The organism is Mesomycoplasma neurolyticum, from assembly GCF_900660485.1.
Classification (GTDB): Bacteria; Bacillota_I; Bacilli_A; order Mycoplasmatales; family Metamycoplasmataceae; genus Mesomycoplasma_A; species Mesomycoplasma_A neurolyticum.
Genome location: NZ_LR214951.1, coordinates 767,812 through 793,469, shown reverse-complemented (window position 1 = coordinate 793,469; position 25,658 = coordinate 767,812). Strand labels below are relative to the sequence as shown.

Annotated in this window: 28 protein-coding genes; 17 read left to right on the top strand and 11 right to left on the bottom strand. The window is 23.0% G+C overall.

Annotated features, from left to right (window positions below; translation table 4 throughout):
- Nucleotides 1-9: 9 nt before the first annotated feature.
- The 3 genes from yidC to rpmH are packed head-to-tail and all read right to left on the bottom strand — an operon-like array spanning nt 10 to nt 2,352.
- Nucleotides 10-1,884, bottom strand: a complete 1,875-nt coding sequence (yidC, locus tag EXC65_RS03140; protein ID WP_129720039.1) for a membrane protein insertase YidC — start codon at nt 1,882-1,884, stop codon at nt 10-12.
- Entirely contained in the window at nt 1,871-2,200 is a 330-nt protein-coding gene (gene rnpA / locus EXC65_RS03135) for a ribonuclease P protein component (protein WP_129720038.1), read from the bottom strand. Before rnpA ends, yidC begins: the two co-directional genes overlap by 14 nt.
- Before the next feature lie 8 nt (nt 2,201-2,208).
- Complete coding sequence (gene rpmH / locus EXC65_RS03130) at nt 2,209-2,352, bottom strand: 50S ribosomal protein L34 (RefSeq protein ID WP_129720037.1); 144 nt, start codon at nt 2,350-2,352, stop codon at nt 2,209-2,211.
- Between the two features lie 302 nt (nt 2,353-2,654).
- Between rpmH and dnaA the strand changes: the two genes are divergently transcribed.
- From dnaA to EXC65_RS03080, 10 genes are all read left to right on the top strand, one after another.
- Nucleotides 2,655-4,049: a chromosomal replication initiator protein DnaA gene (gene dnaA / locus EXC65_RS03125; RefSeq protein ID WP_165001342.1), complete on the top strand. Its 1,395-nt coding sequence runs from the start codon at nt 2,655-2,657 to the stop codon at nt 4,047-4,049.
- Between the two features lie 113 nt (nt 4,050-4,162).
- Nucleotides 4,163-5,281, top strand: a complete 1,119-nt coding sequence (locus EXC65_RS03120; protein ID WP_129720035.1) for a DNA polymerase III subunit beta family protein — start codon at nt 4,163-4,165, stop codon at nt 5,279-5,281.
- 1 nt (nt 5,282) lies between these two features.
- A complete protein-coding gene (locus EXC65_RS03115) occupies nt 5,283-5,495 on the top strand; it encodes an RNA-binding S4 domain-containing protein (protein WP_129720034.1) in 213 nt (70 codons plus the stop codon).
- Between the two features lie 68 nt (nt 5,496-5,563).
- A complete protein-coding gene (gene mnmG, locus EXC65_RS03110) occupies nt 5,564-7,387 on the top strand; it encodes a tRNA uridine-5-carboxymethylaminomethyl(34) synthesis enzyme MnmG (protein ID WP_129720033.1) in 1,824 nt (607 codons plus the stop codon).
- A 1-nt stretch (nt 7,388) separates the two neighbouring features.
- Nucleotides 7,389-7,820 (top strand): 23S rRNA (pseudouridine(1915)-N(3))-methyltransferase RlmH, encoded by a 432-nt coding sequence (locus EXC65_RS03105; protein WP_129720032.1) that lies wholly within the window; start codon nt 7,389-7,391, stop codon nt 7,818-7,820.
- A 155-nt stretch (nt 7,821-7,975) separates the two neighbouring features.
- On the top strand, nt 7,976-8,923 hold the full coding sequence (locus EXC65_RS03100) for a TMEM164 family acyltransferase (protein ID WP_232018836.1): 948 nt from the start codon (nt 7,976-7,978) through the stop codon (nt 8,921-8,923).
- A 12-nt stretch (nt 8,924-8,935) separates the two neighbouring features.
- On the top strand, nt 8,936-9,421 hold the full coding sequence (locus tag EXC65_RS03095) for a hypothetical protein (RefSeq protein ID WP_129720030.1): 486 nt from the start codon (nt 8,936-8,938) through the stop codon (nt 9,419-9,421).
- Between the two features lies 1 nt (nt 9,422).
- Entirely contained in the window at nt 9,423-9,908 is a 486-nt protein-coding gene (locus EXC65_RS03090) for a DUF4231 domain-containing protein (RefSeq protein WP_129720029.1), read from the top strand.
- Nucleotides 9,901-10,293: a DUF4231 domain-containing protein gene (locus tag EXC65_RS03085; protein WP_129720028.1), complete on the top strand. Its 393-nt coding sequence runs from the start codon at nt 9,901-9,903 to the stop codon at nt 10,291-10,293. Before EXC65_RS03090 ends, EXC65_RS03085 begins: the two co-directional genes overlap by 8 nt.
- Entirely contained in the window at nt 10,286-10,786 is a 501-nt protein-coding gene (locus EXC65_RS03080; protein WP_129720027.1) for an NINE protein, read from the top strand. The genes EXC65_RS03085 and EXC65_RS03080 overlap by 8 nt, the downstream gene beginning before the upstream one ends.
- Nucleotides 10,787-10,908: 122 nt before the next feature.
- Here the strand turns inward: EXC65_RS03080 and EXC65_RS03075 are convergent, their stop codons facing one another.
- Nucleotides 10,909-12,705, bottom strand: coding sequence for a ribonuclease J (locus tag EXC65_RS03075; RefSeq protein WP_232018835.1), 1,797 nt, complete (start codon nt 12,703-12,705; stop codon nt 10,909-10,911).
- 167 nt (nt 12,706-12,872) lie between these two features.
- On the opposite strand from EXC65_RS03075, the gene EXC65_RS03070 reads away from it, so the two are divergent.
- Both EXC65_RS03070 and EXC65_RS03065 read left to right on the top strand, forming a co-directional pair.
- Nucleotides 12,873-13,208 (top strand): S1 RNA-binding domain-containing protein, encoded by a 336-nt coding sequence (locus tag EXC65_RS03070; RefSeq protein ID WP_129720026.1) that lies wholly within the window; start codon nt 12,873-12,875, stop codon nt 13,206-13,208.
- Entirely contained in the window at nt 13,196-14,482 is a 1,287-nt protein-coding gene (locus EXC65_RS03065; RefSeq protein ID WP_129720025.1) for a glucose-6-phosphate isomerase, read from the top strand. Before EXC65_RS03070 ends, EXC65_RS03065 begins: the two co-directional genes overlap by 13 nt.
- A gap of 47 nt (nt 14,483-14,529) precedes the next feature.
- Here EXC65_RS03065 and ychF read toward each other — a convergent pair whose 3' ends face one another.
- The 6 genes from ychF to EXC65_RS03035 all read right to left on the bottom strand — a co-directional run bounded on the left by ychF (nt 14,530) and on the right by EXC65_RS03035 (nt 18,984).
- Nucleotides 14,530-15,633, bottom strand: coding sequence for a redox-regulated ATPase YchF (ychF, locus tag EXC65_RS03060; protein WP_129720024.1), 1,104 nt, complete (start codon nt 15,631-15,633; stop codon nt 14,530-14,532).
- A 70-nt stretch (nt 15,634-15,703) separates the two neighbouring features.
- Nucleotides 15,704-15,955 carry a 30S ribosomal protein S18 gene (gene rpsR / locus EXC65_RS03055; protein WP_129720023.1) on the bottom strand — a complete coding sequence of 84 codons (252 nt, stop codon included), beginning with the start codon at nt 15,953-15,955 and terminating at the stop codon, nt 15,704-15,706.
- 20 nt (nt 15,956-15,975) lie between these two features.
- A complete protein-coding gene (locus EXC65_RS03050) occupies nt 15,976-16,473 on the bottom strand; it encodes a single-stranded DNA-binding protein (protein ID WP_129720022.1) in 498 nt (165 codons plus the stop codon).
- Between the two features lie 19 nt (nt 16,474-16,492).
- On the bottom strand, nt 16,493-16,924 hold the full coding sequence (locus EXC65_RS03045) for a 30S ribosomal protein S6 (protein ID WP_232018834.1): 432 nt from the start codon (nt 16,922-16,924) through the stop codon (nt 16,493-16,495).
- Nucleotides 16,925-17,111: 187 nt separating this feature from the next.
- Nucleotides 17,112-17,609, bottom strand: coding sequence for a redoxin domain-containing protein (locus tag EXC65_RS03040; RefSeq protein ID WP_129720021.1), 498 nt, complete (start codon nt 17,607-17,609; stop codon nt 17,112-17,114).
- 85 nt (nt 17,610-17,694) lie between these two features.
- Entirely contained in the window at nt 17,695-18,984 is a 1,290-nt protein-coding gene (locus EXC65_RS03035) for a hypothetical protein (protein ID WP_129720020.1), read from the bottom strand.
- A gap of 199 nt (nt 18,985-19,183) precedes the next feature.
- Between EXC65_RS03035 and EXC65_RS03030 the strand changes: the two genes are divergently transcribed.
- From EXC65_RS03030 to EXC65_RS03020, 3 genes are read left to right on the top strand one after another with little or no spacing between them, the layout of a single operon-like run.
- Nucleotides 19,184-20,854 carry a ribonuclease J gene (locus tag EXC65_RS03030; RefSeq protein ID WP_129720019.1) on the top strand — a complete coding sequence of 557 codons (1,671 nt, stop codon included), beginning with the start codon at nt 19,184-19,186 and terminating at the stop codon, nt 20,852-20,854.
- Nucleotides 20,844-21,674 carry a hypothetical protein gene (locus EXC65_RS03025; protein WP_129720018.1) on the top strand — a complete coding sequence of 277 codons (831 nt, stop codon included), beginning with the start codon at nt 20,844-20,846 and terminating at the stop codon, nt 21,672-21,674. Before EXC65_RS03030 ends, EXC65_RS03025 begins: the two co-directional genes overlap by 11 nt.
- A complete protein-coding gene (locus EXC65_RS03020; RefSeq protein ID WP_197724531.1) occupies nt 21,667-22,002 on the top strand; it encodes a thioredoxin family protein in 336 nt (111 codons plus the stop codon). Before EXC65_RS03025 ends, EXC65_RS03020 begins: the two co-directional genes overlap by 8 nt.
- A gap of 53 nt (nt 22,003-22,055) precedes the next feature.
- Here the strand turns inward: EXC65_RS03020 and rpsD are convergent, their stop codons facing one another.
- Nucleotides 22,056-22,646, bottom strand: coding sequence for a 30S ribosomal protein S4 (rpsD, locus tag EXC65_RS03015; protein ID WP_129720017.1), 591 nt, complete (start codon nt 22,644-22,646; stop codon nt 22,056-22,058).
- Nucleotides 22,647-22,883: 237 nt separating this feature from the next.
- On the opposite strand from rpsD, the gene EXC65_RS03010 reads away from it, so the two are divergent.
- Together EXC65_RS03010 and thiI are read left to right on the top strand one after the other, a co-directional pair.
- Nucleotides 22,884-24,491, top strand: coding sequence for a hypothetical protein (locus EXC65_RS03010; protein WP_165001341.1), 1,608 nt, complete (start codon nt 22,884-22,886; stop codon nt 24,489-24,491).
- Nucleotides 24,491-25,630, top strand: a complete 1,140-nt coding sequence (gene thiI, locus EXC65_RS03005) for a tRNA uracil 4-sulfurtransferase ThiI (protein WP_129720015.1) — start codon at nt 24,491-24,493, stop codon at nt 25,628-25,630. Before EXC65_RS03010 ends, thiI begins: the two co-directional genes overlap by 1 nt.
- Nucleotides 25,631-25,658: the final 28 nt, after the last annotated feature.

Here is a 25,658-nt window from a genome sequence, read left to right as displayed (position 1 = left end):
CAGCAACGTTTAATGGGTTGCGGTTGTTTTTTTATTATGTGTTTTGTTTTTTAAGGTTTTTAAAATTATTTTGAGCATACTATCTCTTTGATGCCTAATTAATCATGGTTCAAATTTATTTTTAAAAGTTTTAGTTTTTTGGAAATAATGAACAAATAAAATTTGTGCAATTTCTCATATTCCACCAAAAATTCAATAAATCTGAACAGAAGCTTGGAATGCAAGTCCCATTATAATAAATACAAACATTATTATATAAGTAACTTTTTGCTGTTTTTTATACGTACTGTTTTCAGTTTCGTTCATCATTCTTTTTGTTTTTTTTCGATTAAGAATTTTTGGTAAAATTTGCTGCATCAGCTGAATTATGAACACCACGATTAAAATAGGTAAATAAATTCATTGTTTTTGATATATTAGTTCTTGATATGATGTAGAAGCTAAATTTATACCTAATCATGTTGTGGCTTTTATGCTTGGAATACCTTGTAAAATTCTTCACATAGCTAAAAATATAGGCATTGTTATTAACATTTGCTTTATAGGTCCTACAGGACTCATACCATGTTTTTTATACAATTCAGAAACTTCTTGTCTCTGACGATTTTCCATTTGCTTATTACCTTTATATTGCGCATATTTTGCATCAATTTTAGCTTTTTTCATTTGAACATCTTGTTGTTTATTTTGTGAGAATAATGTTCTAAATCTAAAACCTAAAGCAATAATTTTAGTTATAAGAGTAGCTATTAAAATTGTTATTATACTTATTCAACCTGATGTTGCTTCTATAGATGAAGAATCATTTATAGCAATCATTAATCTTGACATTGGCCAAACAAATATTGAATAAAATGGTCCTAATTTTCATGACTCACCTCATGTAACAATAGCTTTTTGTTCAACAGGCGAACTAAAAGCAACTCGTCTTTTTTCAGGTGTATTATGTTTTTCTATATCTTTATAAAAGTTGGTTAGCTTGTAGCCATTTTTAGTTACTTCAGGTTGGACAAAAAAAGCTTTTTCTGATAATTCATGAAAGTTTTTAGAATATTTTTTTACCAACTCTTGGTTTTCTAGAGATGCTGTTTTCCCATTTTTAATTACATCCTCTATTGCTTTTTCAAGTTTACCATCTTTATATTGTTCTAAAGCTAGTAACTTAGAATTTAAAAATTCAATAACATCTCTAGCAAAAATAGCTTCTTTTGAGGTCTTTTTATCAATTTCATTATCAAGGGTAATAAAATTTTTTGAATAATCATTGCTTTCGCTATCTTTTTTCAATCCTTCTATGTCAATTAAAACTATTTTTTTTGTTTCTTTTCAATCTTTATTTAGAATTTTAATATCACTTCATTTAGAAAATTTACTTTTATATTCTTTACTTTTTGATGATAAAAAAAGGTAATCTTTTTTATCTTCAGATTTTGGAAATATATATTTATTATCTTTAGAATCATATCAAGAAATAAGAGAATTTTTATTTCCTCAAGCTCCAAAAGCTTCATTACCATCTATAGATTCGCCTGCTTGTTGTCTTAATTCTTTTATAAGTTTAATTCTTTCTTCATCTTGTGTCGAAACATAAAAATTGTCATTGTATTTTTTTACTTTAATTTCGCCATTTTCTTCATAAAAAGTGGTTGTGTTAGGTGATACTGCTTCTTTTGATGCATAAAACTCAACCCCTGATCCTGGTTCGTTTGATGATTTAACCACAAAGGATTGAATACACCCTGTAAGAGAAATTCCGAAAATGATTGTATAAATGAAAACTTTAATTAATTTTCAAAAAAGTTTTCATTTACTTTGTTTATTTTCTTCCTCTAGCTTTCCACGAAAAAAACCGTATGAATTTTTTTTATGATTAGTTTTTTTCATTTTTTAGCCTTTCATATATTTTAAGTATTTCACTTTTCTTTTTTTCAAAACTTAATTTTAAAAAATCTTTTCTTAAAATTAAAATAGTGTGATAATTAAAATTTTCATAATCAACACTTTTCATTATTGCTTTAACTTGTCTTTTATAGTAATTTCTTTTTACAGCATTAGAAAATTTCTTAGGTACTGAAATACCTAATTTAAATTCATCATTTTTTTGAAAATATAAAATTAAGTTTTTAGTAATAATTTGTTTTTTTAAATTAATGATTTTTTGAAAATCTCATTTTTTTTTAAGAATGTATTGTTTTTTCATAAAAAAGACTATTTATCTGATACTGTTAATCTTTTTCTTCCTTTTGCTCTTCTAGCTGATAAAACTTTTCTACCACCTATAGTTTTCATTCTCGCTCTAAAACCATGAGTTTTAATATGTTTTCTTTTGTTTGGTTGATAGGTTCTTTTCATTTTTCCTCCTTAAAAATTTCAAAAATATTTTTAATATTTTATATTAATTTAGGTTTTAATAAAAGTTATTTAATTTTGTTAATTTAAAATTATTTAAAGTATAACAAAAAAAAGTATTTTTTTGCAAATTTAAATAAAAAATTATTTTTTTGTTATTAAAAAATATTAACATTAATTTTTTGTTTTATTCTTTTTTTTTGCCTAAATATAGGGAATTTTAATGTTGAAAAAATGTTAATAATTAATGTTAATAAATGTTGTTTTTTAAAAAAATAATCTTTTTGCTTTATCATTTTAACAATATGTTAATAACTAATGAAAATAAAAAATGAAATTTAAATGATATTAACCAAAAATTATTAAATTGGTTTAAAAAAAATATAAACGATTCAATAGTTTTCGATTCTTTTTTAACACAAATAAAAATTTGCAAAATAGATAAAGAAATGGTTTTTTTTAAAACAGATGATAACTTTGTTGAAAACTTTGTTGAAACACACTTAAAAGATGTTGTTAAAAAGGGATTGAATGTTGTTTTAGAGAAAGATGTTGACTTTGTTTTTGTCAAAGAAAAAACAACATTAAAAACAAAAGAAAGTTTTACTAAAATTGTTGATGATTTAAAAAAAGAAGAAAAAGAAAACTTTTTTTATGATGAAGGTGATTTTTTGATGGAAAATTTAACCTTCAATAATTTTGTAAAAGCTAATTTCAACAAAGAAATTATAGAATTATCAAAAATTGTCATAAACAAAGAACAAGTTGAGTATAATCCTATATTTATCCACTCGAATTCAGGGCTAGGTAAATCTCATTTTTTAAATGCATTAGGTAATGAAGTAAAAAAACAAAATAAAAAAGTTTATTACCTAAACCCTAATAAATTTATCAACATAATTTCAACAAGTTTACAAGAGAAAAATTCTGTTAAATTAAACAATTATGCTGATATGTTGATTAATGTAGATTTATTGTTGGTAGATGATGTTCAAATTTTTGGTAATAAAACTAAAAGTTTAGAAATTTTATTCAACGTTATTAACGAGTTGATAAAAAACAACAAACAAATTGTTATTTGTGCTGATAAAAAACCTAGGTTTTTAGGTGGCTTTGAAGATAGATTTATAACAAGATTTGAAAATGGACTTACTTTAGAAATAAAACAACCAAGTAACGATGATTTAAAAAAGATATTGAAATTTAAAATTGAAAAACAAAAATTAGAATTTAACAATTGAGATGAAAGTTCCTTGAATTTTTTAACAAGAAATTTTTATAAATCAATAAGAGAATTAGAGGGCGCTTTAAATAAAATTAAATTTTTCTCAAAAGATGTTACTAACATGAAGTATACAGAGATTGTTTTGAACAATATTTTCAACGATATAAAAATCTCTAAACAGAGTATTACTCCTGAACGTATAATCCAGTGTGTGGCAAACTATTATAGGGTTAAACCAAGCGAAATAACTTCTAAAAGTAGGCGTAAAGATTTGGTTATAGCGAGAAATATGGCGGTTTGATTAATGCGTAAATCACTTTTTTTTGCCTATGAAAAAATAGGTAAATATTTAGGGGGTAAAAACCACTCTTCTATTCTTGCTTCTTATAAGAAAATAAGCAATCAAATACAAAAAGGTTCAGAGGTTAAAAACGCTGCTTTATCTATCGAAGAAAAAATCAGTAAAATAACATAAAAAATACCTATTTGTAGTTTAAGAAATAAGTTATTAACTTTTTTATGTCTAGTATAATAATATTATTTATTAAAATAATATAATAAAAAATAAAATAAATAAAAAGGAAAAAAATGAAATTCACTATTTTAAAAAAAGATTTAGATAAAAATATTGAAAATATTAGCTCAGCTATAAATAATGCTAATTTTTTAATCCCTTTGAGAGGTGTATATTTAAAATTAACAAGCGAAGGACTTTATTTTATAGGAACAGATAATGAATTAACTATAAGAAGTTTTGTAGAAACTGATAAATTAATTAAAGTTGATGAATTAGGTGAGATTTTAGTTAACCATTTGCTATTTAAAAATGTTGTTAAAAAATTACAAGGTGAAATTGAAATTAAGGTTAAAGATAATTTTTTAGTTATCTCTAGTGGTGATGATTTATTTGAATTAAATATTATGAATTTTGAGGAATATCCAATTTTAGATTTTAGTTCAATTGAAGGATGTAGATTTTTAGTAGATTCAAAAGATATTAGAAAAGCTATTAAAAATACTATTTTTGCCACAAACTCAGAAAGTATTGAATTCGTTCTTGGTTGTTTGAATTTGGTTGCTAAAAATTCTAATTTAACTATTTCAGGAACAGATAAATATAGAATTGCAACTGAAACTATTCAAATTAATACAAATAGCGAGTTTGATATCTCTATTTATGCTAAAAAATTGAAAGATTTTATCCCTAGTAATTATGATGGGGAAATTGAAATTAATGTAAATGAGCATAAAATTGAAACCAAAATTGATAATATGTTAATTCAGTCTAAAGTTGTTGAGTTTCCTTACAAAGATATTTCTAATGTTTTCCCTAAAGTGGAAGATTTAAAATACAAAATTGAAATAGATAAAAAAGAATTAAGTGATTTGATCAACAAAGCTACAGCTATTTCTAGTGATTCTAATTACAAACTTGAATTTAGAGTTAATAAAGATATTTTTTCAATTAGTGGTCACAAAGATGAGATGGGAAGTACATTAGTTAAAACTAAAAAATTTACTTTTACAAATAATAATGAATTTAATTCTGAAAATGAAATATACTTTTGTTTAAATCATAAGTTTTTAAAAGAATCTATTTCAGTTTTTGAAGGTACTATTCATATTTTGGTGGATAAAGTCATTAAAAGAGTGTTGATAATTTCTAATTCAAACAAAACAAACAGACAATTAATAGGAACAACTTAATATGGATATCAAAATTTATGGTGAATTTATAAAATTAGGTCAATTTTTAAAAAAAATTAAAATTATTGATTCAGGAGCGGAAGCAAAAGAGTTTATTTTAAATCACAAAATAACAATCAACAACAAAAAACCAGAAGGCAGAAATTCTAAAATTTATGTTGGAAGCATTGTTTGAATAGATGATGAAATTTTCAAAATAGAATCAGAAAACTAAAAAAATAGATTTTAATTTTAAAGTTAAAATCTATTTTTATTGAAACAAAAAGAAAGGTTGATAATTTGATGGATAAAAAAATATTTGATGCTATCGTTGTGGGTGGTGGTCATGCTGGAATAGAAGCTATTTATGCTTTAGCAAAACAAGGTTTTAAATCACTTTTAGTTACATTAGACAAAACAAAACTAGCTTCTATGCCTTGCAACCCTTCGATTGGAGGACCTGCAAAAGGAATAATTACAAGAGAAATTGACGCATTAGGTGGTGTTCAAGCGATTTTCGCTGATCAAGCTATGATTCAAATTAAAATGTTAAACGAATCAAAAGGACATGCTGTAAGAGCCATCAGAGCTCAAATTGATAAATTAAAGTATTCAAAAATAATTTTAGAAAACATTGAGCAAAATAAAAATATCACATTACATGAAACTATGGTTGATTCTTTGATTTTAGAAAATAATGAAGTAAAAGGTGTTGTAACTAGTAAAAACGAACATATTTATGCAAACACTGTTATTTTAACAACAGGAACATATATGGACTCTAGGATATTAAGAGGTGATGAGATTACAAAATCAGGTCCTGATGGTCAACCAACTTCAAATAAGCTTTCTGATTTTTTAAAAAATAGTGGTTTTGAATTATTAAGACTCAAAACAGGTACACCACCAAGAATTTGAACAAATTCAATTGATTTTTCAGAAGTTGAAGAAGAAATTTTAGATGCAAATGATTTAAATTTTAGTTTTAGAACAAAGAAAAAACTAGATAAACAAATTCACTGTTATTTAACATACACAACACCTGATACTCACAAAATAATTATGGCTAATTTGAATAAATCAAGTATGTACTCAGGTTTAATTGATGGTGTTGGTCCTAGGTACTGCCCTTCAATAGAAGATAAAATTGTAAGATTCCAAGATAAACCAAGACATCAGATTTTTTTTGAACCAGAAACAATCAAAGGAGATGTTATTTACGTTAATGGTTTATCCACTTCGATGCCACAAGATGTACAAGCTGAAATTATCAAGACAATTCCTGGACTTAAAAATGCAAAAGTTGCAAAATGAGGCTATGCAATTGAATATGATGCAATAAATCCATTAGAATTAAAAAAATCACTAGAAACCAAAAGAATTAAAGGTTTGTTTTTAGCTGGACAAATCAACGGGACGAGTGGTTATGAAGAAGCTGCTGGCCAAGGACTTATTGCAGGGATAAATGCTGCTCAGTTTTTAAAAAACAAAGAACCAATTGAAATTTTAAGAAGTGATGGTTATATAGGTGTTTTAATTGATGATTTAGTTACCAAAGGTACAAAAGAACCTTATAGAATGTTGACGTCAAGAGCTGAATATCGTTTATTATTAAGGAATGATAATGTAGATGTAAGAATGTTAGAATACGCTTATAGTTCGGGGATGATAAGTGAGCAAGAATATACAAATGTTAAAGAAAAATACAGTAAAATTTATCAAAAAATAGAAGAATTAAAAAATCAATTTATTTCTTCTAAAAGTGATTTAGCTGCAAAATATCAAGCACAAAATGGTCAATCGATGTATCAATTATTATCAAGACCAGAAGTAGATTACAAAGATATAGTGAATGACTTTGAGTTTGGTTATGAACTTGCAATTTTTGCAAGACTTGATGGTTATATCAAAAAGCAAGTTAATGAAGCAAAAAAAATGATAAGACTTGAAAATTTAAAAATACCTAAAAATATAAATTATGATGACGTAATAAATTTAGCTACAGAAGCAAGACACAAACTAAATTTAATAAAACCCACAACAATTGGACAAGCATCTAGAATAAGTGGCATCAACCCTTCTGATATACAAATGTTAATGTTTTATTTAAACACAAGAAAAAAATAAAATGAAAATAACAGTTATTTGTGTAGGTGATTTAGAGCAAAAATTTAGAGAAATTTTTGATAATTTTTACAAAAAAATTACTTTTATAGCAGAATTAAAAATAACACAGATAAAAGAAATAAATGATAAAAACATTGATATCAAAATAAAAAAGGAAACAAAATTAATTTTAGAAAAAATACCAAAAAATTCTTTGGTATTTCTTTGTTCTTTGAATGGTGTTCAATATGATTCTGAAAGTTTTTCTCATTTTTTTGATAATAGTAATTTAACATTTGTTATTGGTGGTTCTAATGGGGTTGATGAAAAATATTTTGATAAAAAAATTAGTTTTTCTAAAATGACTTTTCCACATCAACTATTCAGAATAATGTTGATAGAGCAAATTTATCGTTCTTTAACTATCAAAAAAAACATTAAATATCATAAATAAAAAAACTACCAAACACAACACTTCTTGATGTGGCTGCATCATTTCTGCTCTGACCAAGTTACAAGGTTGTTGTTTTGATAGCAAAAAAATTATAACATTTTTTTATTAAATGTATATAATTAAAAAATATAAATTTTTAAAAAGAAAGGTAAAAAATGAACTTTTTCTATTGAAAAAAAAATAATTTTTCTTTTATTGATTCAATTTGAGTTTTTTATCTATTTTTCACATTAGCGATAATCGCTTGTTTTTTTATTTGAATTTTCAAAAAAAAGATTTATCTTTATTTTAATTCAAATTCAAATAAAAAATTTTTGTTTAAAACACTAAATTTAAACAATGTTTTTGTTTTAGTTGGTATCATAACTCTCTTTTTTAATTTAATTAGAATTATTATTTTGATAGCTACTGATTATCCTTGAAAATGAGAATTAATTCCTTTACATTTATGTCGTTTTTACATAATTTTAATAAGTATTTTGTTGATTATAAAAAAAATACATTTAATAAAATATTTTGCTATACCATGTATAGTTGGTTCATTGGCGGCTTTTTTATTCGCTAATCTTGGTGTTGTTCAAAGTTTTATAAAAGATGACATTAAATACAATTCTTTAATTAAAGGAACAGTTGAATATGAAAATGCAGGCACTAACCTAGGTGTTGATAATTATTTCTTTTGAGATTATATATTAACCCATTCATATGTATTAATAATGCCTATATTTTTAACTATTGTTTTTAATGACAAAGCCAAATTAAAATTAAAAGAATTTTTATTAGGGAATTTATATTTATTTATTTTTTCAATTTTTATTTTCTTTTTAAATTGAATTTGCTTTGCTATTGGTCAAAAATCTAACAGCCCTAAAATACAAGTTATGTTAAATTCTAACTGATTGTATTTAGGACGTGATGGTGTAACATCACTTGGACCTTTAAGTAAATGACCACAATCTATTATAGGTTTAGTAACTGTTATCTTTATTATAGATTGTATTATTTATTTTGTTTATACATTATTTGAAGCAATTAAATTTGATTTTAAAAATAAAAAAATTAATTTTATTTTTAATAAAAATTTATATAAAATTAAACAGTAAAAAGGAGGAAATGTGGATAAATTTAATGAAGAAATAATTGGTTATATGACCAAAGAAAAAAACAAATTAGAAAAAACTTCTAGATTGTACTGATTTTTAGATACTTTTATTAGATATGCTTTAATCATTTTAAACTTAACTATAATAGCGATTGCAATTGTTGTTATAGTTATTGAAAGCAAACGTTATTCAGTGGCAAAAAATAATGAAGAAAATGGAGCTTTTGGATTAACAATAGTTCTTGCTATTTTTATTGTATTAACATTCTTTTTTAACATGTTTTTATCAGTTTATAAAGAAATAATGAAATATAAAGATTATAAAAAAGCTGTTAGAAAATTACAATACATAAGTTATAAACTTCAAGAAGATCCAGAATACACAGAAGCAGAATTTAATAAACACTATGATGAGATAGTAACAAAATATTTATCAAAAAAAGAAAAATCAAAAATAAAGCTTATTAAAAAATTCTTAATTTCTAAAGGAGGTAAATAGTATGTATTTTAAAGGTAGAATTTTTAGTTCAACAAAACAATTTATTCGATTTATTGAAAAAAAAACATTATTTAAATCAAAACTTTTTCAAACTATTTTTTGAGTAACAAGTATTTTTGCACTTTGCTTTGTAACATTTTCTGCTTTTATGGGAACTGCTAAATTAGCATCTTCAAGATTACCTGAATTTAAAGGTTTTGCTACATTATTTATACAAAAAAGCATTGATAACAAAGGAAAACCAATTGAAATAGACCAATGACCAATTTTTACATTGTGAATAGGTATTGCTTTAGCTATTATTAATGGCTTAGTAGCTTTATTTGTTGTTAAAAAAAAATGAATAAGAAATGAAAAAATCAATACATTAATCCAATTAGAAAAAATACTTTATAACAATTCAAAAGGAAAATACAAAGACGCAAAAAATAAAGATATTGTATTTTTTGACAAAATTTCAGAAATAATAGGTAACAAACATGAATAATACAAAACAAGAGATTATATTAAAAACCGAAGAACAAATTCTTAAAATAAGAAAAAAATACTTTATTTCTAAATGAATTTTCTTATTTGTTAGTGTTTCTTTAATTTTAATGACGGCATTTAATGGTCTTTTATCTGCTTATGCAATTTCAAAAAACCCAAATATTCAAACAGTTTGATTGTTTGTTGCTATAGCTTTTATAACCGCAATTATGACATTTTTAACCTCAGTATTAACATTATTTTCATTTTCAAAAAAGAGAGATGAAAACAAAGAAAGAATAGATTTTTTAACCGAAAAAATTGAGAAATTAACTACAACACCTTCAAAAGTAGATGAAGATGAATTGGTATTATATCTTTCTTCAGTAAACAAAGATGAGTAGAAAAAAAATTATTTTAATTATTTTAACAATTTTATTTGGATGGTTAGGGGTTGGAAGGTTTTATCTTAGAAAATTTTTTTCTGGAACTATCAAATTTATTTTTGCGATTTTATTTTTAATTTTAGCAATTTATGTTTTATATAATTTTTCAACTAATTGAAACGAAGCTACAAAAATAGCTACTGAAAAATCATCAGAAATTGATAAAACAATAAAAGAAATAGAAGAAAAAATAAATAATTCTTCAAATGGAATAGTTGCTCTTGATGGTATAACTAATGCATTGTTAGATATAGTTGGTAGAGAAAACATAAGACAAATAAAAGATGTTGTTTATTGAGTTAATTTTGTAATTTATTTTAAAACAAATATATTATTAACCTTTGTAACTTTGATACTTTTTGTTTTTATAATCACAATGTGAATTTTAGATATAATTAGTGTTATTTTTATAAAGTCTCAGAGATTAAAAACATGTCATTGAGTTGCATAGCAATCAATTTAAAATAAAAAAAATGCACCACTTTTATGTTTTGCATTTTTTTTATTTTTTTATACATAAATATATTTTTTTAAAAGTTTAATTATAAAAAAAGTTAATATACTTTTTTATAATTAAATATGTAAATCTTCATTATTTTTTTCTTCATCTAAATCTTCATCCATCTCAAAATCATCAATAATTTCTTTTGGATTTTTGTTCTCTAAATCTTTTAGTGGATTGGTTTGTTCATCTACAAATAAAAACGTTGACATAATTATAGGGTTTCTTCTTTTTTCTTTGTAGAAAAATGGTTCCAGTCTATCTTTAATTAATTGTTTTAATTCTGGTATTGTTCAATTATCTTTGTTTTTAATTGTGAATAAAATTGCACCATGAACAATTTTTTTAATTTTTTCAATAAGTTCAGTTGAATTTTTAACAAAAAAACAACCTCTTGATATTATTCTTGGTCTTCCAACAATAATGTTTTTATTTTTATCTAAAGCAACAACAACATAAACAAATCCATTTTCTCCAAGAACAACTCTATCTTTAATTAAATTAGAATTTATTTTAGATATGTTACTTCCATCAACAAAAACTACACCAGCTTTAATTTTTTCGTTGCTTTTATATAGATTATTTTTAACTAGATGTAAAACTTCCCCAATTCTAGGGATAATAATATTATTTGGATTAACACCATTTTCAACCGCTGTTTGTCCATGGACAACTGACATTCTAAATTCCCCGTGATAAGTAACAAAATATTTAGGTCTAGTTAATCTAAATATTTTCTCATGTTCTTCTTTATAAGCATGACCTGAAGTATGTAAATAACCATCAATACCATTTTCTTTGATAATCGCACCTAGTTTGTAAAGTTTGTTAACTAATAATTCTATTTTTATTCTATTTCCAGGTATTGGAGAAGAAGAAAAGATAACTAAATCATTATTTTTAATAGTTACTTGTGGGTGTTTACCTATTGCCATTCTTGATAAAGCAGACATTTGTTCTCCTTGAGAACCAGTGGTTAAAATAACAAGTTCATTTTCATCATATTTATTTATATTTTTTTTATTTATAAATAATTCATCTGAAGCATTGATATATCCCATTTTTCTACCAATTTGAATACCATTAACCATTGATCTTCCAAAAGCAATTACTTTTTTACCAAGTTTTGCAGCTAATTCAATAATAACTTTAACCCTTGTTAAATTTGAAGCAAATGTTGTAACTATAATCTTCCTTTTTGCTTCTAACATATAATTTTCAATATCTTTTAAAATATCTTTTTCACTAGGTGAATGGAAAGGTCTCATAGCATTAGTTGAATCAGAAAGCAACACACTCAATCCTTCATCACCTATTTTTTCGAGTTTTGAAAAATCAGTAAAATTACCTATCGGTGTATAATCAAACCTAAAATCACCTGTACACATAATTGAACCATTGGGTGTAGAAACTCTAACACCAAAAGCATCCGGAATAGAGTGTTGTGCGGTTCAAAAATCCACCTTTATGTTATCGAATTTATGAACATCATTTTTATTAATTTCAATAAATTCTATTTTTAATCTAATATTTCTTTCTTCAAATTTAGCTTTTAAATATTGGATAGCTATTCTTGGGGCATAAATTTTAGTTATATGAACTTCTTGCACTAAATAAACAACACCACCTATATGGTCTTCATGACCATGTGTTATAAAAATTCCTTTAATTTTGTTTTGATTTTCTTTTAAATAAGAATAATCAGGTACAATACCTTTTATTCCTGAAGCAAAATAATCTGCAAATTTTATACCAGCATCGATTATAACAATGTCTGATTTATATTCAACAACTAATGTCGATTTTCCTATTTCTTGCATTCCTCCTAAAGCAAAAAGCTTTGTTGGAACAATACTTATTTTTTTCATTGTTCTCCTAAATTAAAATCGTCAAGTAATAAAATTAATTTTTCTTAATTTTAATATTTTAAATTTTACAAAAAAATATTAAATTTGCAATAAAAAAAATATTTTTTTATTTATAACTAAATAATAAACTAATTATTTTTTTGAAAGTGTTATAATTTTTTGAAATTATGGAAAAAAGAAAAATTGTAAAAGGGAAAGTAAAAGAAATTAACAAATCAAACCTTTTAATCTCTTTTGGTGATAGATTTGAAGGTTCAGTTTCGATAAAAGAAATTAGTGATTATTTTATCGAGGATTTAAATGATATGTTTAATATCGGGGATACAATTTCGTTTTATGTTTTAGGTTATAATGAAAAAAAAGGAAAATTTTTATTATCTTTTAAAAAAATAAGACCTGAATATTTAAAAAAACCTTTTAAAAGTGAAATTTCTGAAACTAAAAATCAATTTAATAATTTATTCAAATTTACAAAGGATGAAATTAAAAAATGAAAAAAATAAATTTAGATTTATCAAAAGCAATTAATTTAGAAAAAATATTTGAATTACAAGATAAAGTTACTGAAATAAATAATTCTATGAATAATTTAACTGCTATTGGTTCTGATTTTTTAGGTTGAAAAGATTTAACAGAAAATATAAACTTGGCAGAATTAAAACAAATGAAAAAAATAGCAAATAAACTTCACAAAGAAAACGTTGAGGTTTTGGTTGTTATAGGAATAGGTGGATCTTATTTAGGATCTAAAGCAGCATTAGATTTTATACAAGGGAATTATCCAGGTACTGAAAGAAAAATGGAAATAATTTTTGCAGGTACATCTTTAAGTTCGATGCAATTATCACAACTACTAAATTATGTAAAAAATAAAAAATTTGCAATTAATGTTATTTCTAAGTCAGGTACTACAATTGAACCAGCAATAGCATTTAAATTTTTTAAATCTTTTTTAGAACATAAAATTGGAAAAGAAAAAGCAAATGATTATATTTTTGTCACAACTGATGCAAATAGAGGTCAATTATTTGAAATGGCAAGAACTAAAGGTTATCAAAAATTTGTAATTTTAGATAACATTGGTGGAAGGTTTAGTGTTTTATCACCTGTTGGTTTTTTTCCACTTATTTGTGCAGGTATTGATGTTGATAAAATTATTCAAGGTGCTAAAGAGGCTAATAAATTGTATGAAAAAAATTCATTAAAAGAAAATGATGCATATAAATATGCTGTTGCTAGATATATTTTATATAAAAAATATCAAGTAGAACTTTTGATTTCTTATGAACCAAACATGATGTATTTTAATGAGTGATGAAAACAACTTTTTGGTGAAAGTGAAGGAAAAAATCAAAAAGGACTTTTCCCAGCATCAGCTATTTTTTCAACAGATTTACACTCATTAGGTCAATTTATTCAAGAAGGAAGTAAAATCTTTTTCGAAACTGTTATGACTATACAAACACCAGAAAAAGATTTACTCATGTTTGATGATGAAGAAAATTTAGACAACTTAAATTACCTCACAGGTTTAACTTTACACAAAATTAATAATATAGCTTTTACAGCTACACAAGATGCACACACAAATGTTGGACAAGTACCTAATATTCATTTGTTATTGAAAGATAATAAAGAAAAAACTTTTGGTTGATTAGTTATGTTTTTCGAAAGAGCTTGTGCTATTTCAGCATATTTATTAGGTGTAAATCCATTTAATCAACCAGGTGTTGAGGTGTATAAATCTAATATGAAAAAAATCCTAAATAAAAAATAATTTTTTATATATTAAAAACCCAGTTAAACACTGGGTTTTTAATAGCTTTATTTCCCCACTCTAAAATAACAAATATCACCATCTTCCATCAAATAATTTTTACCCTCTAGACGCATTTTACCATTTTCTTTTGATTTTTTTTCGCCTTGATTTTCAATATAATCATTGTATGAAATAACTTCAGCTTTAATGAATTTTTTTTCAAAATCACTATGAATAACACTAGCGCATTCTGAGGCATTCATGTTTTTAGTAAATGTTCAAGCTCTAACTTCTTTAACGCCTGCTGTAAAAAAAGTTTTAAGATTTAAAATTTTAAAAGCTTCACGAGTTAGTAATTCTAAACCTGAATATTCCAAATTATATTCTTGTAAAAAAATATCTTTTTCTTCGTCGTCAAGCTTACTAATTTCATATTCTAAAACAACAGAAATAGGTAATAAAAAAGCATTCTCTTTTTTTGCAAATTCCTTCATTTGTGTAAAATAATGACTTTTTTCTATGTTTTCTAAATCTTTTTGTGAAATATTAGCAACATATATCATAGGTTTTAAAGTTAATAATTGATAACCTTTAATAATTTTTAGTTCATCTTCTGATAACTCTATATTACGTGCAAAAATATTATTATTAAAAGCATTTTGTAACTTTTTTGCAACTTCATATTCTTGTTTTACTACTTTATCATTAGTGTTTAGTGCTTTTTTTTCTACTCTTTTTATAACATTTTCTATAACCTGTAAATCAGCAAAAAGTAATTCTAAATTTATTAACCTTGCATCTTCTACAGGGTTGATTTTATTTTCAACATGAACTATATCATCATTCTCAAAACAACGAACAACATGAATAATAGCATCTACTTCACGAATATTGGATAAAAATTTATTACCCAAACCTTCACCTTTTGAAGCTCCTTTTACAAGACCTGCTATGTCAACAAAAGTAAAAGTTGTAGGAATAATTTTTTCAGCTTTAACAAATTCATTAATTTTACTCAATCTTTTATCTTTTAATGAAACAACAGAAATATTAGGTTCTATCGTAGTAAAAGCATAATTTGCAGATTCAACTTCAATAGAAGTTAAAGCAGAAAAAAGTGTAGATTTACCAACATTAGGTAAACCAACAATACCAGCTTTTAAAGACATTAGTCCTCCTTTTTATAAAAAAATAGTAATAAAAAAACTTAGAAAAATCTAAGATTTTTTATTTTAAAAATTATTGTTTTCTAACTCTGTCAAGTACGAACGGTAATAATGCAACATGTCTTGCTCTTTTGATAGCATTACCTAGCATTCTTTGGTGTTTTGAACATGTACCTGTCAATCTAGATGGTTGAATTTTTCCGTGTTGTGAAACATATTTTTCAATAACAGGAACATTTTTATAATCAATATATAAAACAGATTCTGAGCAAAAATTACATACTCTTTTTTTATATTTTTTTAAAGGTTTAAAACGTTTTTTCATATTTCCTTCTTTCTGTAAAATTAATAAATATTATCAACATCATCTCATGAAAAATCATCAATATCAGATGAATCGTTTTGATTTTTAATTTCAAAAGTTTCGTTTGTTATTTCTTCAGAATAAAATGTAGGTTTTTTGTTATTTGTTTCATCTGATGTTAGATTTTGAATATTTCTATTCATTCTTTTGTTTTCGACGTCTTTAATAGTTTCTAAAATATAAACATTTTCAGCATTTACTTCATTTGTAACAACTCTTTGACCTTGTGAATTTGTGAATGAATTAGAAACAAATGAACCCTCAACTAAAACTCTAACCCCTTTAGTAGCATTTTTTTCTAAATATAACGCAGTTTTATTTCAAGAAACAATAGGTACATAATCAACAATTTCATTTCCTTGAGAATTTTTATATCTTCTTTGCACAGCAACAGAAAATCTCAAATATGGAATATTACTTTTTGTTAATGTTGATTTTAAATCATTTGAAATTCTTCCAACTATTATAACCTTGTTCATAATATTTTATTTATACCCCTTATTTTTTTGTTTCTAGTTTTGTTTCCTCTGTTTTTTTAACAAAATTTTCTTTTTTAACTTTAAAATTTGGGTTATTTTGTTTTGTAAATTTATTTTCAAAGTTTCTGTTTTTTCTTTTGTCAACCACTTGTTTAGGTTTTTTATTCAAACCTTTTTCTGTGTCTAAATTAATAACCAATGTTCTTCAAATTGTTTTTTGAATATTTGATTTTCTTGTAAATTCAGAGATATCTTTTCTTTCAGCTTCTACTTTTATTAATACACGAGTAGCTGTTTTAGAATTGTTAATTTCATATCTTAATTTGTTGTCTTCTAGTTTTTCAATAGATTCTACACCTTTGCCAAAAACACTATCAGCTATTTTTTTTACAACTGATATATCTTCGTTAGGTGATAGTAACAACATAATTTCGTATTTTGATTTTGCCATCTTGGCTCCTTTCGGTCATCAGGGCCTTTTTTATTAAAAGACCAAGGAGTATATAAGTTAATTATTAAAATATTTCATAAAAAAAATAATGTTTAACACATTATTTAAAATACTCTTTTGTATTATACATTATTTTTATTTTTTTAATAAAAAAATAGGCAAAAATTTACCTATTTTTTTAAAACAATTATTTATCTAAATGATTTTTAATTTGATTTTCAAGTGTTTTAAAATCAATTTGCTCATGAATATCAGTCATATATGAAAATTCTATAATTTTTGAATTTTTGTCTACTAATAAATAACCTCTATTCAATAAGAAAACATCTTCAATTAAAAAACCAAATTTTTTACCAAACTCTCTATTTTTATAATCAGAATAAATTTCAATATTGTGAATTTGGTTTTTAGTTTTTCATTCTGAAATTGTAGGTGGAAGATTTAAACTAATTGAAATAAAATTAACTTCAGGATATTTCTTTGCTAAATTTGAAATACCAACTGTTTGTTCATCGCAAACAGATGTATTTAAAGCTGGGAAAACAGATATAACTGTTAATTTGTTAAAGTTTTTTAATTCTACATCATTAAAAAAAACATCAGTTACACTAAAACTAACTTCTTGTCCCTTTTCGACAGTTTTACCATACAATTTAAAAAAATCATCTTTAAATTTTACTTGCATTTCTCTCCTTGTTTCTAATATTTTGAATATCTAACTATGTTAATAAATTATATATTATTTCAAATAAATTTATGTTAAATTAAAATTAAATAGTATATTTTTTTAAAGCCTTTAAAATTAAATTTAATTTCTTTTGCTTTGTATCCATTTCAAAAAGTATTTTATTTTTTTGAATTTTTGTATTTGTAAAAAATTTTATAACATGATTTTTTTTGTTTTGGAGTGTGAAAACAAGATTTCAATATTCATTATTTTCTTTTTTTATTTTAACTACTTTATATTTTTTTGAAATAAAAAAATTTACAAATTCCTTAATATTAATTTTTTTGTTTCATTCTAAAATATCAATATTTTTATAACTATAAAATTTTTGTAATAATTCTTTAATTTTTTCAAAATTTTGGAATTGTGTTTTTTTATAATTTAAAAATGAAATAACCAATAATATTGGAATTAAAGGATTATTTTTAATTTTGTCATCAATATTTTCGAAAACCAATTGTCCCAAAAAATTAATTTTTAAAATATTATTACCATTATTATTTGTTTCTATATTTAACATTTTGTCAAAATTATTATTTATTACAAAAGAATTATTGGTTGATTCCTTATTTAAAAAATGATGAATTATTACCAAAACTTCGCTAAAAGTAATTTTTAAAAAATGATTCTTTTTTTTATAATAAAAACTAGCTAAATCATTATTTTTTTCTAAATAAATTTTTAAATCTGTTTTTTGTTTTGAAAAAAATTTTTTAGTTCCAATTGAAAAATTAATGTCCATTAATAATGACAATAATTTTTGACAATAATTAATAAAATCATCATCATTAATAAAATTAACATTCAACAATTTATCATCATTTTTTCTCACAAAAAATAAATCATAAATAGTAACAAGCATATCAAAAGCAAAATTTTTATTTTTTAATTTATAAAAATTTCTATTTGAAATTTGATTTTCATAAATTACAAGATTATCAATCAATTCTTTTTTAAAAAAAATATGTTTTAAATCATTATCAAAAATTTCGAAAAAAAATTTATTATTTTCAAAATAAAAAAGAAAAAGATATTTGAACTGAGTTTTTTTAAAAATATAATATGAAAATCATTTGGAAAATTTTTTTTCTAAATTATGAATTGCGATTTTTTTATTTAAAGTATTTAAACCTTCTGAAATAATGTTTAAAAAATTATTGTCTCATGTTTTTTCATCACAAATAATTAAAATTTTTGAATTATCTTTTAAAAAATAACTGTCAAGAAAAAACAAAATTTTTGATAAATTTTTATTTTTAAAAAATTTTTTTACATTTGTTTCATCTACAATTATTAAAGGTCCTTGCTTGTTTAAAAAAAATTTTTTATCCATTTTTTCCTTTATTTTTTTTAGTATTTTATAAAATAATAATAACTTAAATTTATTAATTTTTTTTAGATATTTTATTTTACTTTAAAAAAAGAATTTTTTATTATTGTTTTTTGGTAAAATTTAAAATTAATATAATAAATATTAAACTTTTATTTTTTACAAATAATAATACAATAAAACAAACAGAAGAAAGGAAGAAATGGCTAAAATTAATATATTCGCGCTCGGTGGTTTAGATGAAAATGGAAAAAATTCTTATGTAATAGAAATTGATGATTCTATTTTTTTGATTAATGCAGGTTCTAAAATCCCTATAAATTCAACCAATGGTGTAGATACATTAATACCTAATTTTAATTATTTAGAAAAAAACAAAAAAAGAATTAAAGGTGTTTTTATCACTGATGCAAAAAATGAATCGTTTTCTGCTTTACCATGATTATTAATGAAAATTAAAAAATTAAAAATTTATTGTTCATCTTTTACAAAATTTTTAATTTTAGATAGAATTTCAAAATACAAAATTGATGAACTAAGTTTTGAAGTAATTTCTGTTGGAAGTAGCAAGATAGATTTTGGTGACAATGTTTCTGTATCTGCTATTTCATTAGCTGGATCAATGGTTGGGACATATGGATGAAATTTTGAAACTGAAGATGGTCACATTTTGGTTTTATTAAACTTTGTTTTAGGATCTTTAGGTGTTTATGGAACAACAGATCTTAAAAAAATAAAGCAAAATATAACTTCACCAAAAGGATTACATTCACTACTAATGGTATCTGGTAATGCAATAGGAAATGCTGTTGGAAATGCTATAGATAAAATTTTTATAACCCCAATAATTGAAACTGTTTTTTTTAATGGTAAACCTGATTCTAGAATAATTGTTGGGGCTCTTGATGAGGAAATGGCTAGTTTACATGAAGTTTTAAATTTAGCTATTAAATATGATAGGCCACTAGCTATTTATGGACGGACATATTCAAAATTAATTGAATTAGTCAAAAAAATAAGAATTAATTCTGAATATGTAGAGATGCCTAAATTTATAGATTATAAAGACATTGATAAAGTAAATAATGCAGTGGTTTTAGTAACTTCTACAAACGAAAGACTTTATAAAAGGTTTCTAAGAATAACTGAAGGAAATGATATTTATTTAAAATTAAGAAAAACGGATAATGTAATAATGGTTGCTCCACCAATTAATGGTTTGGAAGTTTTATATGCGCTTATTTTGGATGAAATAGCAAGAATCACACCTTTAATAACAGATGTTACAGAAAATGAACATTACAAAGCAAGACCTGCTAGAAAAGATATTTATACAATTGTAAAACATCTTAAACCTAAATTTTTTATTCCTTTACAAGGGTTATATAGATATTTAGTTGTTACTTCGCAAATTGCAGCAACAGCAGGAATGAATAGAAGTAATTTAATTATCTTGCAAAATGGAAAAATAGCAACATTTATAGATGGAAAATTGTATTCTACAAAAAAATCAATTAAGGAAGTTGGGGAAGTTATTATTGATGGTTTTGGAATGGGTGATATTTCTACTGAAGTTATAAATGAAAGAGAAACCCTCGCAAGAGAAGGGGTTATAGCAATAACAGGACTAATAGATTACAAAACAAAACAACTAAAAAGTGAATTAAAAATTACAACATCAGGAATAATTACAAGTGAAACAAAAAATGAAGCTTATGAAATTATTTCTTCATTAGGATATCAGCTATTTTTAAATAATAAAAAAATTAATTTAAAAGATATACAAGATAAACTAAAAAAAATGGTAAGAAAAAAAATGTACAAACTTTATGAAAAAGAACCAATGGTTGTAGTGGTGTTTTATGAAATTTAAATTTAACAAATTCAAAAAAATTAATTTTAAACTTTTGTGAGTTTTTTTATTATTTATTCATATTTTTCTTTTTTCTATTTCATTTGTTGAAATACCAATATTGTCATCTTTATTTTCATATACTTTTGGCTTATATTTAGGTTATTTCGCTTGAAGTTATTTAATAATTTTTATTTTGTATAGCATTAAAAAAATTTTTAATTTTAATATTTTAAAAATAAAAAATTTAAAAATAAGTATTTGATTTTTGTCTTTTTTAAATATTTTTATTACATTTTTAGCAATTTTTATTTTAAAAAAAGATTGAAATAATTTAAAAGTTGGCTTTTCTTTTTGACCAAATGATTTTAAGCAATGATGACATGATTATTCATTTGAAAAAAATGCTTTTTTTCCAAGTCATAATCATTATGGTTTTTTTAATATTTTTATTTATTGCATTATTAAAACTATTTCTAGTTCAATAGGAGCAATATTAATACCATTTCTTTTACTGTTTTTTTCAATTTTTTTCAATATAAAATGAAAAAATACTATTTTATTTGTTTTAATTTTTAAAAAAACTTTTATTATGAAATATAATTTTTTTAATAAAAAACAAAAGGAGGATAAAGGATCTGAAAAATGATTTATAGATAAAAATGTAACAACTAAAATTAATGATGAAATTAAAATTGATGATGAAACAAATGAATTTAATTTTGATACAGTTGAAAATGAAACTGAAATTTCACTTTTAGATACAGAAGAAAATCAAACAAAAACAAAAACCGATTTATCATTAACTTTACCTTTTGAAGATCCTTTTGATAATGTCTAAATTAATCCATATGAAATGAGCAGATGCTCAAAAAGAAATTGAAAATGGTGTTGTTTACTTAGAATTCGCAGTTGATTGATGTGGTGACTGTATAATGATGAAGCCCATTATTGAAAAAGTAGCCAATCATTTTGAAAACAATAAAAATGTTAAGATGATTAGAGTTGATGCAGAAGAATCTGGTTTGTTTAGAAAAGCAAACACAAGATTTGAAGTGTTGAGAGTGCCAACACACATTATTTTAAAAAATGGCGAAATTATCTTTAAAAAATTTGAATATATTCATGATTCTATTTTGATTAAAGAAATTGAAAAAGTTTTAAATTAATAAAAAAAACAAGCCAAAAATCGCTTGTTTTTTTTAACATAAAAATATCAAAATTATTTGTTGTAAAACTCAACTATAAATGTTTCGTTAATTTCTTGATTTAATTCAGATCTTTCAGGCAATCTTTTAAGAGTAGATGTAAAATCTTTGTATTCCATTCATTCAGCTTTCACTCTTTTTTCCAAGGATTCTAGAATTTGTACATTTTTTCTTGATTTTTCTTTTAATTCAATCACACTTCCAACAGAAATTTGCATTGAAGGAATATTTGCTTTTTTACCATTAACTAAAAAATGGTTGTGATTAACAAGTTGTCTTGCTTGTCTTCTTGTTAGTGCAAAACCTGCTCTATAAACTAAATTATCTAATCTAGTTTCTAACATTTGTAAAAAGTTTGTACCAACAACACCTTTTCTTTTTGAAGCTTTAAAAAATGTGTTTTTAAATTGCCTTTCATTTACACCGTACATAAAACGAACTTTTTGTTTTTCTTGTAGATGTTGACCATAATCTGAAATTTTTGCTCTTCTTTTAACTTGATCTGCTGATGCTCTTGTATTTTTTGCGAATTCTTTTCCTGATTCTAAAATTGAAAAATTTAGTTTTTTTGATTTTTTGAAAATTGGGCCTGTATATCTTGCCATGTCTTACCTCTTTCTGCATTTAACAAAAAAGGGAGCAACTCTATAATAATTTATTTAAATTTAATGATTTCGACATCCAGCAAGTTTACTCTCAACTTTATTGCAAATTTAAATTTTTTAAAATATGTTACTCAGCTGTGTTAATGCATTTTAAATTTTACCTTATTTTCTAAATAACTAAAGCATTTTTTATAATAAAATGTTAAAATAATTAAGTAAAAGTTCAAGGCGGTAATAATGAATCAGATAACTTTAATTTTGTTTTTAATTCTTTTTATATTTATTTTAGGTGGGTTGTTTTTTTTAATGTATAAAACATTAGTTATAAGACACACAAATACATTAATAAAAAACAAGCAAAATTTAAAAAATCACTCTTTATTTTCAACAAACCAAATTTTGATTGAATTAATTCAAAAAATAAAAGAACACTACAAAAAAAATTCAATTAAAAATGATGAGATTAAAAATTTAGAAGCAAAATGAAAAATAATTCAAAAAAAAGAAGAAACAGTGCTAAATGAAGTTGAAAAAGTTAAATTAAAAAAACAGTTAATAAAAAAAGTGGACAAAAGATTAAGCACATTAGATAAACAATCAAAAATCATTGTTAATGAAATAGAAAAAAAATTTTCAAAAATTTTAGATAACAATGAAAATTTAGAAAAATTATCTTTGTTAAATAAAAATTTAGGGCCTTTAAGAAAATTTTTTGAAAAAAACATTTATTTATATGAAAAAGATAAAGAAAAAATTTATTCTATTTTTAAAAAAATAAATTTAAATATTAGAAAAATAAGAAAAGATGTTCAAGATTTAGAAAAAAGGAGTGAGATTTTAACTTTTTTAACAAATCATAAAAAATTAATTGAAAAATTAATTGATATTTTAAATTTTTCTCCCTTTTTTTGATTGCATATAAATAAATATTTACCGCTTTATTTTGAAGAAGTTAAGAAATTGTATTTTCAAAAAAAAGATATTTTAAATTTAGAAAGTTTTTTTGCTTTTGAAAAAATTGAAATATGATTTAATGAAAAAAAACAAGACATAGTTGATGCATATAAAATAGAAGAGTTTGATCTTGCTCAAGAAGAAATAATAACAGCAATAAAAACACTTGAAGAAATTAAAGAAAATATTTATAAAGAACAAAATATTAAAAATTTTCTAGAAGCACATCAAGAAGAATTTAAAAAAATAATAAAAAATTTTATTGATGTTACAAAAATTCAATTAGAGTTTGCAAAACCTAAATATAAAGATTATTTTCAAGAAATTATCAATTATTTTGAATCATTGTATTTAAATTACAAATTGGAAAAAAATAAAACATTTTATAGGCAATTAAATGATTTAAAAAAAGTTTTAAAAATAATTGAAAATGGTAAAAAAGAAATTAAAAACAAGATGGTAACTGAAAATTTATTTGTATTTAAAAATAAGCAAGCAGATCTAGAAAAACAATTTTTCTTTTTGAAAGAAATAGTAAACAATTTTATTTATCAAACAACAGAAAAAGAAGTTATTTTCACAAATAATGAACTTGAACAAATCAATTTATTGAAAAAAAATGTTAGAGATGTTTTAAATGAAAAAGATCAAAAAAACAAAATTAGAAAAATAATTTTTTTCTTTAAAGAAATTTATAAATTTCAAAATATTTTTAATAAATATACACATAAAGTTATTTTAGATAAAATAATTTCTCAAACAAGTAATTATAGAAACGCGCAAAATAAATTACACATATTGATAAAAAACGCTGAAAATTATAAAAGCACAGGTCATTATGAAAAAGGTATTAATGTAATTTATGAACAAACTACAAAAGGAGTTAAATAATGTATGATCAAATACTTTTGAGATATGGCGAATTAGTTTTAAAAAAAAATAATCGTAAACAATTTGTCAATTGTCTAAAACAAAATATTATTAATATAATAAAAGAAGAACCTTTAATTGAATATGATAGAATGTTTTTGAAATATAACACAAATAATATTGATAAGTTAAATTATATTTTTGGTTTATCATCCTATTCTCCAGTTAAAACATCAAAAAATTCATTAGATGATATTATAAAAACTGTTTTGTCTGAAATTGATGATTTTACAAAAACTTTCCGTTTATCTATAAGAAGAAATTGAAAAGGTTTTGAATATTCATCTGAAGAATTAACACATATTATTGCAAAAGCTATTTTGCAGCATAAACCAAATTTAAAAGTTTCTTTAAAAAAATATGATCAAAATATAAATATTGAAATTAGAAAAAATAATACCTATATTTTTTCTAAAAATATTCAAGGATTAGGTGGTTTACCTGTAGGTATAACAGGAAAAAGTTTACATTTAATTTCTGGAGGTATTGATTCACCTGTTGCTGCTTTTCAGTTAATGAAAAGAGGTGTAAAAATAGATTTACTTTCATTTATAACACCACCTACAACAGATGAAAAAACAGTTCAAAAATTAGATAAAATAGTTGAAATTTTAAATCAATATCAAACTAGTACAAAACTCTATCAAATTAATTACACAGATGTAATGAATTATATTTCCCTTGTTTCAGATCAATCATACAAAATAACTTTAATGAGAAGAAGTTTTTATAGAATAGCAACATTTTTGGCTAAAAAATATAAATATCAATCAATTTCAAATGGTGAAAATTTAGCTCAAGTTGCTTCTCAAACAATGGAATCTATTTATGTAATTTCCGCTGTAACAGACATACCTATTTTTAGACCGCTTTTAACTTTTGATAAAAATGAAATTATTAAAATTGGTGAAAAAATCAATACATATAATTTATCAATAATAAAAGCTAATGAAACTTGTGAACTATTCGCTCCTAAAAATCCAATTATAAAACCTACAATTGAAAAAGCATTAGAACTTGAAAATGAATTAGATAACTTAATTCAAATGGAAAAAAATCTTTTGATAAACAAAATGGTCAAGAAAAATTTTAGTAATTAATTTTTGTTTAATAAATAAACTATATTTC